General features: G+C 57.7%; 13 protein-coding genes. 8 read left to right on the forward strand and 5 right to left on the reverse strand.

Going from position 1 to position 12,564, the window contains the following annotated elements:
• Positions 1 to 7: 7 nt before the first annotated feature.
• Positions 8 to 937, reverse strand: coding sequence for a LysR substrate-binding domain-containing protein (locus OVA10_RS07460; protein WP_100779203.1), 930 nt, complete (start codon positions 935 to 937; stop codon positions 8 to 10).
• 66 nt (positions 938 to 1,003) lie between these two features.
• A complete protein-coding gene (locus tag OVA10_RS07465) occupies positions 1,004 to 1,198 on the reverse strand; it encodes a hypothetical protein (RefSeq protein ID WP_268195695.1) in 195 nt (64 codons plus the stop codon).
• 105 nt (positions 1,199 to 1,303) lie between these two features.
• Between OVA10_RS07465 and OVA10_RS07470 the strand changes: the two genes are divergently transcribed.
• The 7 genes from OVA10_RS07470 to OVA10_RS07500 all read left to right on the forward strand — a co-directional run bounded on the left by OVA10_RS07470 (position 1,304) and on the right by OVA10_RS07500 (position 9,796).
• Positions 1,304 to 1,909 (forward strand): ankyrin repeat domain-containing protein, encoded by a 606-nt coding sequence (locus OVA10_RS07470; RefSeq protein WP_100779204.1) that lies wholly within the window; start codon positions 1,304 to 1,306, stop codon positions 1,907 to 1,909.
• Between the two features lie 108 nt (positions 1,910 to 2,017).
• On the forward strand, positions 2,018 to 3,559 hold the full coding sequence (gene fdrA, locus OVA10_RS07475) for an acyl-CoA synthetase FdrA (RefSeq protein ID WP_268195696.1): 1,542 nt from the start codon (positions 2,018 to 2,020) through the stop codon (positions 3,557 to 3,559).
• Positions 3,559 to 4,974, forward strand: a complete 1,416-nt coding sequence (locus tag OVA10_RS07480; protein ID WP_416079649.1) for a DUF1116 domain-containing protein — start codon at positions 3,559 to 3,561, stop codon at positions 4,972 to 4,974. The genes fdrA and OVA10_RS07480 overlap by 1 nt, the downstream gene beginning before the upstream one ends.
• An 11-nt stretch (positions 4,975 to 4,985) precedes the next feature.
• Entirely contained in the window at positions 4,986 to 6,530 is a 1,545-nt protein-coding gene (locus tag OVA10_RS07485; RefSeq protein WP_268195697.1) for a xanthine permease, read from the forward strand.
• 85 nt (positions 6,531 to 6,615) lie between these two features.
• Positions 6,616 to 7,566, forward strand: a complete 951-nt coding sequence (locus OVA10_RS07490; RefSeq protein WP_268195698.1) for a carbamate kinase family protein — start codon at positions 6,616 to 6,618, stop codon at positions 7,564 to 7,566.
• 23 nt (positions 7,567 to 7,589) lie between these two features.
• Positions 7,590 to 8,969 (forward strand): amidohydrolase family protein, encoded by a 1,380-nt coding sequence (locus OVA10_RS07495; protein ID WP_107702979.1) that lies wholly within the window; start codon positions 7,590 to 7,592, stop codon positions 8,967 to 8,969.
• A gap of 92 nt (positions 8,970 to 9,061) precedes the next feature.
• Complete coding sequence (locus OVA10_RS07500) at positions 9,062 to 9,796, forward strand: class I SAM-dependent methyltransferase (RefSeq protein WP_268195699.1); 735 nt, start codon at positions 9,062 to 9,064, stop codon at positions 9,794 to 9,796.
• Here OVA10_RS07500 and OVA10_RS07505 read toward each other — a convergent pair.
• Positions 9,790 to 10,407, reverse strand: a complete 618-nt coding sequence (locus tag OVA10_RS07505; RefSeq protein ID WP_326493392.1) for a short chain dehydrogenase — start codon at positions 10,405 to 10,407, stop codon at positions 9,790 to 9,792. The two genes, OVA10_RS07500 and OVA10_RS07505, sit on opposite strands and share 7 nt — an antisense overlap.
• A gap of 83 nt (positions 10,408 to 10,490) precedes the next feature.
• Between OVA10_RS07505 and OVA10_RS07510 the strand changes: the two genes are divergently transcribed.
• A complete protein-coding gene (locus tag OVA10_RS07510) occupies positions 10,491 to 11,390 on the forward strand; it encodes a LysR family transcriptional regulator (RefSeq protein WP_181826741.1) in 900 nt (299 codons plus the stop codon).
• 17 nt (positions 11,391 to 11,407) lie between these two features.
• Here the strand turns inward: OVA10_RS07510 and OVA10_RS07515 are convergent, their stop codons facing one another.
• The gene (locus tag OVA10_RS07515) at positions 11,408 to 11,968 is read right to left on the reverse strand and encodes an Ail/Lom family outer membrane beta-barrel protein (RefSeq protein WP_194514070.1); all 561 of its coding nucleotides are present in this window, start codon (positions 11,966 to 11,968) and stop codon (positions 11,408 to 11,410) included.
• 233 nt (positions 11,969 to 12,201) lie between these two features.
• The gene (locus OVA10_RS07520; RefSeq protein WP_102105397.1) at positions 12,202 to 12,564 is read right to left on the reverse strand and encodes a hypothetical protein; all 363 of its coding nucleotides are present in this window, start codon (positions 12,562 to 12,564) and stop codon (positions 12,202 to 12,204) included.

A 12,564-nucleotide genomic window follows, 5' to 3' on the forward strand; every position in this document is an offset into this window, starting at 1 on the left:
ACGCGCGTTAATCACGCCACAGTAAATCGCTATATATCCCGGTCAGTACCCCCTGAGGCCCAAACTGCTGTTTGATCCAGCGGGTCACCTGGCCGGTCGCGGCATGCTGCGTGGCCAGCAGCATGCGCGAGTCCTGGCGCGGATTATTAATGCGTCGTGTCACCAGTAATCCATCCTCTACCGCTTCGCGCGCCATATGTTCCGGTAAAAATCCAATTCCCTCGCCCAAAATCTGACACTGACATTTGGTGTTAAAGTCCGGCACCAGAATCGCCTCCTGTCCGTGCAGCAACCAGCCCACTTTTTTATTGATCGTATGCGCCGTGTCTTCGACCATGATGTTGGGATAGAGGCGCAGCTGGCTCTCGGCAATCGGCTCCGGGGAAAACGCCAGCGGATGCTGGGGTGAAATGGCAAAAACCCAGCGAATCGCGCCGATTTCCGTGTAATCAATCCCGCCGCCGTCGAGCAGCGTATCCGGCGCGCCAATCGCAATATTGGCCTGATTATTAATGATCGAATCCCACACGCCGTTATACACCTCGGTGGTGACGGTGATCTGGCAGGTGGGGAACTGTTTTTTTAAGACCTGTAACAGCCGGGCGGTATGACGCGGGGTGTATAACAGCTGGTTGATACAGATCCGCACCCGCGCTTCGATACCCTGTGAAATGGTATCTATCCCGCGTTTGATGGCGTGGAAGTCATTGAGCAGATCCGTCGCTTTACGGTAAAAGTAAAACCCGGACTCCGTCAGCTCGATGCTGCGCGTATTGCGCACAAACAGCACCACGTCCAGCCCCGTCTCCATCCGTTTGATGGTGTAGCTGATGGCGGAAGTGGTCACGCCCAGCTCTTCGGCCGCTTTGCTAAAACTGCCGAAGCGTGCGGCGGCGGTAAAGGCCAGCAGGTTCTCTTCCGTAAATATCGAATTCATGGCGCAGCCCCTCACATAAGCCCCGGCGGTATTGTTGAATCTATTTGTAATCGCCCGCAACGGCAATCAGTTTTGAACAATATTTAACACTGCAGTTACATCTCGTTTGAGCACTATCACACTTCTGCTATTTTGTTTCAGGCCGCGCCAGGCAAGGCGTGTCGAGATATAAGCAGAATGCGCTTTTACGGCGGAAAAGGGCGTCAACGATAAGAAAAACATTGCACCGACGCACGTTTTGGCCCGACTGTTGATTTCCATTCAATAATCACTGTCCTTACGATGAATGAAATTTAAGCGGATTCTTTTATCACGGGGCTGTTGCTATTCTCAGGTCATCAGAAATGAAAACATCGGAGTCTGAATATGTCTGCAAATGAACTCGTTACTGAATTTCTGCTGGCGGCAGAGCAGGGCAATCTGGATGCACTCAAAGCCTGTCTGGAAAAAGGGGTGGACATCAATGCCACCAATCGCCAGAAAAGAACCGCCATTATTATTGCCAGCCTGAAAAAGCATTATCCTTGCGTTGAATTCCTTATTTCCGCCGGTGCGGATATCGATAAACAGGACCAGACCTGTTTTAACCCGTTCTTAATTAGCTGCCTGACGAATGACCTTACCTTGCTGCGCATCGTCCTGCCGGCCAATCCGGATCTCGATCGCTTGTCACGCTTTGGCGGCGTGGGGATTACCCCCGCGAGCGAAAAAGGCCACGTGGAGATTGTCCGCGAGCTGCTGGCGCATACGGATATCAACGTAAACCACACCAACTTTGTCGGCTGGACGCCCTTGCTGGAAGCCATCGTCCTCAACGACGGCGGGGCGAAACAGCAGGAGATCGTCAAATTACTCCTCGACCACGGCGCCAATCCGCACATGACCGACAAATACGGGAAAACCCCGCTCGAACTGGCGCGCGAAAAAGGCTATCACGCGATTGCTGAACTGCTGTTAGCCGCCGGCGCGTAATGTCTTCGGCAAGCCGTTTCGGGCTTGCCTGACCTGAATTTTTTCACGTTTACCATCATGCCTTAATCATGATGGCGGCCCCCTTTTGCCCGCATTCGGGAGGAAAACATGCCCACCAAAATCGTTATTAAAAAGAATACCTATTTTGATTCTGTCTCACTGATGTCGGTCTCGACCAAAGCCAATAAATTGCCCGGTGTGGAACAGGCATTTGTGGCGATGGCGACTGAAATGAATAAAGGCGTATTAAAAAACCTGGGATTATTAACGCCGGAATTGCAGGACGCTAAAAACGGCGACCTGATGATTGTGATTAAAGGCGAGGCCGCCAGTGACGAAACGCTGGCTGCCATCGAAGCCTTATTTACCCGTAAAGAGAGCGGCGGCGCGCACGAAGCCCGTTTCGCTACCCTCGCCAGCGCCAAAACGCATCGCCCCGACAGTAACCTGGCGGTGATCTCCGTTAACGGCCTGTTTGCCGCCCGGGAAGCACGCCAGGCGCTGGAAAACGATCTCAACGTGATGCTCTTCTCCGACAACGTCAGCCTCGACGACGAGCTGGCCCTCAAGCAGCTGGCGCACCAGAAAGGTCTGCTGATGATGGGACCCGACTGCGGAACCGCCATTATCAACGGCGCAGCACTGTGCTTTGGCAACGCGGTACGTCGCGGGCCGATTGGCATCGTCGGCGCGTCGGGGACCGGCAGCCAGGAGCTGAGCGCGCGTATTCATGAGTTTGGCGGCGGAATTTCACAGCTGATCGGCACTGGCGGGCGCGATTTGAGCGAAAAGATCGGCGGCCTGATGATGCTCGACGCCATCGACATGCTGGAAGCCGACGAAGCCACTGAAGTGATCGCGCTCATCTCCAAACCGCCTGCGCCGAAGGTGGCCGAAAACGTGCTGGCCTGCGCCCGCGCCTGCCGCAAACCGGTCGTTGTCTGCTTCCTCGGTCGCAACGAACCGCCAGCCGATGAAGCGGGTTTACAGTTCGCGCGTGGCACCAAAGAGGCGGCCCTGAAAGCGGTTCTGCTCACGGGCATCAAAAAGGAGTCTCTCGATCTCCACCCGCTCAACTGGCCATTAATTGAAGAGGTGCGCGCTCGCCTCACGCCACAGCAAAAGTACATTCGCGGTCTGTTCTGCGGCGGCACCCTGTGTGACGAAGCGATGTTCGCGGCGCTGGAAAAATTCGACAACGTCTACAGCAACATTCAGCCGGACCCGACCAAACGTCTGGCGGATCTCAACGTCAGCCAGGCTCACACCTTCCTCGATTTTGGCGACGATGATTTCACCAACGGAAAACCGCACCCGATGATCGATCCGACTAACCGCATCAGCCGCCTGTTGCAGGAGGCGCGCGACCCGGAAGTGGGCGTCATCGTGATGGATTTCGTGCTCGGTTTCGGCTCTCACGAGGATCCGGTCGGGGTGATGATCGACGCCATCAAAGAGGCGCAGGCCATCGCCAAAGCGGACAACCGCCCGCTGGAGATCCTCGGCTACGTGCTGGGCACCGACCTGGATACTCCGTCCCTGTCGCAGCAGTGCCAGCTACTGACAGACGCAGGTGTGATCTGGGCGAGCAGCAGCACTAACACCGGATTACTGGCGCGTGAATTTGTCTGCAAAGGAGAGAAAGCCTGATGAAAACCTTATTTAACCAGCCGTTGAACGTCATTAACGTAGGCATCGCCCTGTTCAGCGACGATCTGAAAAAACAGCACGTCCCGGTCACGCAGCTCGACTGGACGCCGCCGGGGCAGGGCAATCTGCAGGTGGTCGAGGCGCTGGATCAGCTGGCACAGCCGACCCTTGCCGGGAAAATTGCCGCCGCCAACAAACTGGCGCTGGAGCGGATTATTCAGTCCCATCCGGTGCTGGTGGGCTTCGACCAGGCCATCAACGTGGTGCCTGGCATGACCCCTACGACCATCCTGCACGCTGGGCCACCGGTGGCGTGGGAAAACATGTGCGGCGCGATGCGCGGTGCGGTGACGGGGGCGCTGGTGTTTGAAGGGCTGGCTGATTCTCTGAGCGACGCCGAACGCCTGGCGGCCTCCGGGAAAATCACGTTCTCGCCGTGCCACGAACACGACTGCGTCGGCTCAATGGCGGGCGTCACGTCGGCGTCGATGTTTATGCACATCGTCGAGAACAAAACCTACGGTAACCGCGCGTTCACCAACCTCAGTGAGCAGATGGCAAAAATCCTGCGCATGGGGGCCAACGATCAGAGTGTGATCGACCGTCTGAACTGGATGCGCGACGTGCTCGGCCCGATGCTGCGCGATGCGATGAAAATCATCGGCGAAATCGATCTGCGCTTAATGCTGGCTCAGGCGCTGCACATGGGCGACGAGTGCCACAACCGCAATAACGCGGGCACCACGCTGCTGATCCAGGCCCTGACGCCGGGGCTGATTCAGGCCGGTTATCCGGTAGAGCAGCAGCGTCAGGTGTTCGAGTTCGTGGCGAGCAGCGACTACTTCTCCGGCCCGACGTGGATGGCAATGTGCAAAGCCGCGCTGGATGCGGCGCACGGTATCGAATACAGCACCGTCGTCACTACCATGGCGCGCAACGGCTATGAATTCGGCCTGCGCATTTCCGGCCTGCCGGGGCAGTGGTTTACCGGCCCGGCGCAGCAGGTGATCGGCCCAATGTTTGCCGGTTACAAGCCGGAGGACTCCGGTCTGGATATCGGCGACAGCGCCATCACCGAAACCTACGGCATCGGCGGGTTCGCGATGGCGACGGCTCCGGCAATTGTCGCGCTGGTGGGCGGTACGGTGGACGAAGCCATCGACTTCTCGCGGCAGATGCGCGAAATCACCCTCGGCGAAAACCCGAACGTCACCATTCCGCTGCTCTCGTTTATGGGCATTCCGACGGCGATTGATATCACTAAAGTTGCCGCCAGCGGCATTCTGCCGGTGATCAACACCGCCATTGCTCACAAAGACGCCGGGATCGGCATGATTGGGGCGGGCATCGTTCACCCGCCATTTAGCTGTTTTGAAAAGGCGCTGTTGACCTTCCGCGATCGCTACTTTTTATAAGGCAAGCATCCATGAAAAGCATGAAACTGGAGTGGAAAAGAGGTGACTGGGCGGCCTATTTCGGCCTGATGACCAACAACCTGACCAATTTGCTGACCATGATGGGGCTGCTCATTTTTGTCGTCGGCATCCCGAAAGAGATTGTTTATGGACGTATCGCGCCTGCCTTCGGGCTGGCGGTGCTGGTCGCCAGCATTTGCTACGCGTGGTTTGGCCTGCAGATGCAGCGCCAGACCGGGCGCACGGATGTGACGGCTCTGCCCTCTGGCCCAAGCGCGCCGTCCATTTTCACGGTGACGTTCCTGGTGCTGATGCCGGTTTACCAGCAGACCGGCGACGCGGATTTCGCCATCCAGATTGGTCTGGTGTGGTGCTTTGTTGAAGCGATGATTCTGGCGGGCGGCTCATTTTTAGGTGAAACCATCCGCAAGATGATCCCGCGCACCGTGCTGCTGTCGTGCCTGTCCGGTTTAGGTCTGCTGCTGCTGGCGATGAACCCGATGCTGCAGGCGTTCGAAGCACCGACGGTCTCCTTCATCGTGCTGCTGCTGATCTTCATCAACTGGTTCGGCAAAAAACCGATCTTCGCCAGCATCCCGACCGGTCTGTTGCTGTTGATCGCCGGGACGGCGCTGGCGTGGATCTCCGGTCTGCAAAGCCCGGAAGCGATCAAAGCGTCCATGTCATCGTTCGGCTTTAACCCGCCGGAAGTCCACGTTGACAGTTTCATGCAAGGCCTGCCGCACGCTCTGCCGTACCTGGCCTCGGCGGTTCCACTGGGGCTGGCGAACTATATCTTTGACCTCGAAAACATCGAAAGCGCCCACGCGGCGGGGGACGAATACCCGACCCGCAAGGTGATGCTGGCGAACGGTCTGGCCTCCATGCTCGGCTGTCTGATGGGCAACCCGTTCCCGGTGACGGTCTACGTCGGTCACGCGGGCTGGAAAGCGATGGGCGCAAGCATTGGCTACACCCTGGCGTCGGGCGTCACCATGTTCATCGTGCCGCTTTTCGGGCTTGGGGCGTTTATGCTCGCCATCATTCCGATGACTGCCATCGTGCCGATTCTGGTGTTTATCGGCGTCGTCACCGCCAACCAGGTGGTGAGGGAAACGCCCAAAGTGGAGGTGCCCGTCATCTTTATCTGTCTGTTCCCGTGGATCGCCAACTGGGCGCTGACCATGATGAACAGCGTGATGGGCGCGGCGGGAACCAATGCGGCGAAAATCGGCACCGACGTGCTGCACAGCAAAGGCATCTACTACGAAGGGCTGGTGCATCTGGGCAACGGCGCACCGCTCGCCAGCATGCTCTGGGGGTGTATCGCGATCTTCGCCATCATCAATAAACCCCTACGCGGAGCGATTGCTGCGGCGGTGGGGGCGCTGCTGGCACTGTTCGGCGTGATTCACGCGCCGGTGGTGGGATTTGCCGAAGGCAGTTCGCTGATGTTTGTGACGGCGTACCTGATGATGAGCGGGATGTTCGTGGTGAAACATGTGCTGGACAGCCGCGAAGTCGCGCGGTCGGTCGCGCCGGTTTCTGAGTCCTGATAATGCCTGATCCCCTCACCCTCATCCTCTTACAGGGGAGAAGGGCCGGGTGAGGGGGCCAGACCGCACCCATAAAGGAAACACAATGAAAGAACTCATGGTCGTCGCCATCGGTGGTAACAGCATTATCAAAGATAACGCCAGTCAGTCGATTGAACATCAGGCGCAGGCGGTCAAAGCGGTGGCGGAGTCGGTATTAGAGATGCTCGCCTCCGACTACGACATCGTCCTCACCCACGGCAACGGCCCGCAGGTGGGGCTTGATCTCAGGCGTGCAGAGATTGCCCACGAGCGCGAAGGGCTGCCCCTGACGCCGCTCGCCAACTGCGTGGCCGACACGCAGGGCGGGATCGGCTATCTGATCCAGCAGGCGCTGAACAACCGTCTCGCGGCGCGCGGGGAGCAAAAGGCGGTGACGGTGGTCACCCAGGTGGAAGTGGATCAACACGATCCCGGCTTTACCCATCCGACTAAACCTATCGGTGCCTTCTTCAGTGAAGCCCAGCGCGATGAGCTGCAGCTCGCCCATCCGGACTGGCACTTTGTCGAGGATTCCGGGCGCGGCTATCGTCGCGTGGTCGCCTCGCCGCAGCCGGTGCGCATCGTTGAAGCCGACGCCATCAAAGCGCTGACGCAAAAAGGCTTTGTGGTGATCGGCGCCGGAGGCGGCGGGATTCCGGTGATCCACACTCAAGAGGGGGATTATCAGAGCGTCGACGCGGTGATTGATAAAGATCTCTCCACCGCGCTGCTGGCACGCGAAATCGCCGCCGATGTACTGGTGATCACCACCGGCGTTGAGAAGGTGTGCATCAACTTTGGCAAGCCGAACCAGCAGGCGCTGGATACCGTGAGCGTGGCGCAGATGACGCGCTACATGGAAGAGGGCCATTTCCCGGCGGGCAGTATGTTGCCGAAAATAGTCGCCAGTCTGGCGTTCCTGAAACAGGGCGGCAAACGGGTCATCATTACCTCGCCAGACTGTCTGCCTGCGGCGCTGCGCGGTGAGACCGGCACTCACATTGTGAATGCGTAAAAGAGCACTAAAAGGAAGATACGATGAAAGAGAATAAAAGCCGCCGTGAGTTTATCAGCCAGAGCGGCAAAATGGTCACTGCCTGCGCGCTGTTTGGCGCGACCGGCTCCGTCGCGTATGCTGCTGAGACAGCGAAGAACACCTGCGAGACGGGCAAAACGATGAACATCACCGCGAAACATTACTACCTCGACAACGTGCTGCTGGAGGCCGGATTTAACGTCGACGGCGATGTGGCAACCAGCACCCGTACCGAGCTTAAAACCCTGGAGATCCAGGACGGCAAAATCGTCGCCCTGCGTGACAACAAAAGCCATGCCGACAGCGCGCTGCCCCATTACGATGCGGGAGGCAAGCTGATGCTCCCGGCGATGCGCGACATGCACATCCATCTGGACAAGACCTTCTACGGCGGCCCGTGGCGCTCGCTGAATCGCCCGGCGGGTACCACTATTCAGGACATGATCCGCCTCGAACAAAAACTGCTGCCCGAGCTGCAACCTTATACGCAGGAACGTGCGGAAAAGCTGATCGACCTGATTCAGTCCAAAGGCTCAACCATCGCCCGCAGCCACTGCAATATCGAACCGACCTCCGGCCTGAAGAATCTGGAAAACCTGCAGGCGGTGCTGGCGCGGCGTAAGCCCGGTTTTGACTGCGAAATTGTTGCGTTCCCGCAGCATGGGCTGCTGCTGTCAAAATGCGAACCGCTGATGCGTGAAGCGATGCAGGCCGGGGCGCACTACGTCGGCGGGCTGGACCCGACTAACGTCGACGGCGCGATGGAAAAATCGCTCGATACCATGTTCCAGATCGCGCTGGATTATGACAAAGGGGTGGATATCCACCTGCACGAGACCAGCCCCGCAGGCGTGGCGGCGGTGAATTATATGGTGGAGACGGTCGAGAAAACCCCAGCGTTAAAGGGAAAGCTGACCATCAGCCACGGCTTTGCGCTGGCGACGCTTAACGAACAGCAAGTGGATGCCCTGGCCACGCGCATGGCGGCGCAGCAAATCACCGTCGCCTCGACCGTGCCGATTGGCACCTTACACATGCCGCTCAAACAGTTGCGCGATAAAGGCGTATTTGTGATGACGGGCACCGACAGCGTGATCGACCACTGGTCGCCGTACGGTCTGGGAGACATGCTGGAAAAAGCGAACCTGTATGCGCAGCTCTATATCCGTCCGAACGAGCAAACGCTGTCCCGCGCGTTGGGCATTGCGACCGGCAACGTACTGCCACTGAACGACAAAGGCGAACGCGTGTGGCCGAAAGCGCAGGATGCCGCGAGTTTTGTGCTGGTGGACGCCTCCTGCTCGGCAGAAGCCGTTGCGCGCATTTCCCCGCGAACCGCGACGTTCCATAACGGGAACCTGGTGTGGGGCACCGTGAGCTAACAGTGCGCCGGGTGACGGTTACGCCTTGCCCGGCCAACAAAACCTAAACCCTGCGATATACTGCTACGCATATTCACCAAGAGGGATCTGCGATGGCACAAAATATTTACGACAATCCGGCGTTTTTCGAGGGCTATGCCCAGCTTCCGCGATCGGTGCAGGGGCTGGACGGCGCACCGGAATGGCCGACGCTCAAATCCATGCTGCCCGATCTGGCCGGAAAAACGGTCATCGATCTGGGCTGCGGTTACGGCTGGTTCTGCCGCAGCGCGCGTGAGCTCGGCGCGGCGCAGGTGACGGGCGTCGATATCTCCGAGAAAATGCTCGCCCGTGCCGCCGAGCTTACCGCCGATCCCGCCATCACGTATCAACGCCGCAATCTCGAGGATGTGAAACTGGAAGACAACAGTCTTGATCTGGTTTACAGCTCGCTTGCGCTGCACTATCTGCCTGAACTCGATACACTTTTTCGCCACGTTCAGCGCGCGCTCAAACCCGGCGGTAGCCTGGTCTTTTCGATGGAGCATCCGATCTACACCTGCGCTTCGCGCCAGGGCTGGCTGACGGATGACAACGGCCAGCGGTTCTGGGGAGTGAATCAGTATCAGCAGGAGGGACAGCGCGTCAGCAACTGGCTGGCGGACGGCGTGATCAAATATCACCGCACGCTTGGCACGACGCTGAATGCGCTGATTCACGCAGGTTTAAGCCTTCGCGAAGTCAACGAGTGGGGCCCAACGCAGGCACAGATTGACGCCTGGCCCGCGCTGGCCGAAGAAGCGGAGCGACCGATGCTGGTGTTGATCGCTGCCGTTAAGCCTCAGTAACCGACTTTATAAACCCGGCCACTCTGCACGCCTTCCACGCTGCGGCGATAGGCCAGCGCGACGGTGGCGGCAGGCACGCTTTCAAAGCCGGGGAAGAATCCATCGTAGGCTTCGGCGGATTCGGTCAGCACCGTCGGGCTAATCAGGTTGATACGAATGCCGCGCGGCAGTTCGCAAGCCGCAGCGCGCACAAACCCTTCCAGCGCCGCATTCACGGTGGTGGCGTTCACCCCCTGGGCAATCGGCTCGTGGGCGACAATCCCGCTGATCAGGGTAATGGACCCGCCTTCGTTCAGGTAGTGCTGTCCGGTAAGCGCCAGGCGCACTTGCCCCAGCAGCTTGTCCTGCAAACCCTGGTTGAAATCGCTGTCTTTCATGGTCGCCAGCGGGCCAAAATGCAGCCCGCCGCTGGCCGAGACAATCGCATCCACCGGGCCGATGTTTTCGAACAGGGCCTGCACGCTCTCCTGCGAGGTAATATCCACCTGCTCATCACCCTGCGTGCGGCCAACGCGAATGACCTCGTGTTTACGGCTAAGCTCTTCTGTCACGGCGCGGCCAACCGTACCGCTGGCACCAATAATGACAATTTTCATAGCAGACTCCTTCATGTTGTGAGCCTCCATTCTTTAATAAAACAGAATTCGGATAAACTGGGCTAAAGTTAGAGCATTACTAACCAGGGGTTTGCAATATGGATAAGCTTCGCGGCATGGAGACTTTTATCGCCGTGGTCGAAAGCGGCAGTTTTACGCTGGCGGCGAGTCGGCTGGAGATGTCGGCGGTGATGGTTGGAAAGTACATTGCCCTGCTGGAGACGCAGCTTGGCACGCGTCTGCTGGAGCGCAACACGCGCCGCCAGAGCCTGACAGACGCCGGGCGGGTGTTTTACGACGAGGCGAAACGGGTGCTGGAGCAGGTGTCGATTGCCGAAAGCGCCGTGGAGCGCCTGCGTGCAGCCCCGGCTGGCACGCTGCGCGTCAGCGCGCCGACCTCCTTTGGCGGGTGTGTCATCGCGCCGCTCACGGCGACCTTTCTTCAGGCGTGGCCGGAGGTGCGCGTCGAGCTGGATCTGACTAACCGGATGGTGGATATGGTCAACGAGGGCTTCGATCTGGCGATCCGTATCGGTGATATTCGTAACGACGATCTGGTCGCGAAATATCTCTGTCCGTACAGGATGGTGATCTGCGCGGCGCCGGACTATCTGGCACGCCACGGCACGCCGCAAACGCCTGCCGATCTGGTCGATCATCTGTGCCTGTCGCATACGGTCTGGACCGCGCGCAACGAGTGGCGGCTGCCGGGCGTGGAAGGGGAGGTGCGCTGGAAGCGCGATGCGATCCTGCGCTGTAACGACGGATATGGGTTACGCACGGCGGCGGTGGCCGGGGCAGGTTTGTTATTACAACCCGAAGTGCTGGTGGCCGACGAGCTGGCGAGTGGGCGGTTGATCCGCGTGCTGGCACCTTTCACACCGCAGCCGAGACCGGTGTACCTTCTCTGGCGGCAGGATTTACGCCCATTGCCGAAACTGACGCAGTTTATTGCACACCTTGTTCAGCATGTGTCGACAATAGCCCCTCTCCCGTAGAGAGGGGCAGAGCAGAATTAGAAGCGATACCCGACGCCGACGTTCCAGCCATTAATCGAGTGGCTGCCGTCGATATCGGCGTTCGTCCCTTCGTAACCGACGTTAACGGCCAGTTCCTCGGTTGGGTTAAATTGCACTCCCGCGCCGTAAGCAAAAGAGGTCGATTTTTCAGAGAGGCTGTCTTTTTGCGTATAGCCGTCGCCCGCGTTCACCCATTTGGTATCCACATCGGCTTTGGTATGTGCCACCCCGCCCAGCGCATATAACGAAACATATTCATTAATGCGATAAGCCGGACCGGCCATCAGGGAATAATATTTCACGTCGATATGATTTTTGACGGAATCAGAATCGACATAATATTTCTGGTCGTCATCGCCGCTCATATAGGTGAAAGAACCGATGACGCTGAGCGGGGAGTCCCATTCGTAACGATATTGCGCGTTAACACCGCGAATATTTTTAAAGTTCTCAACTTTGCTCTGCGCATAGCCAAGAGAAACCGTCTGGTTATCCGCAAGAGCTGCGCCGCTGGCAAGGCTTGCCGCCACGAATACCGCCAGAGATATTTTTTTCATTTTCCGTAATCCTTGTGCCGTTATTTTATAGTGGGTCACGCCGGTGTCATCCGGCAAAAATGTCATGGAAAATCCATGGCAAATGAAACGGTTAAAATTGTTGGTTTTTTTGGCAGGCGATGAAATGGGGATTAATCCTAAAGCCCGGAATATTCCTGGTGTAACCCTCCCCTATATTGGTAGGGGAGGGCGTTATTTTAATTAGGGTGCAATCCGCTGGCGCTTTTATTTCGTTAATTACATTTTCCGGTCGGGGCTTTTAAGGGGCCACATTGACCAAAATCGAGTAACACATAGCCTTTTTCCATCATGCAATTCTCAAGATGGGCGATTCGCTTGTCGTGCTGTGCCATCGTTTCGCCTCCGACAAGCTGATTACGGTTAAATGGCTGCGTGTCAGGATCAATTTTTTTGTCTAAACCACAGGCGTAAAGATCCTGTTTGCGCTGCGCCGTATTGGTATGTCCGAGCGTGCCTTTTTTCTGGATGGTCTGGACATAGGGGACGTACTGATAATTGGTCGAATCCAGATCGGCAACAACGCATCCGGTTAAGTAAAGAGGACAAAGTAAAAGTAAGCCGCGACGTAATGTCAT

The organism is Lelliottia sp. SL45 (assembly GCF_026672535.1).
GTDB classification, from domain to species: domain Bacteria; phylum Pseudomonadota; class Gammaproteobacteria; order Enterobacterales; family Enterobacteriaceae; genus Enterobacter; species Enterobacter nimipressuralis.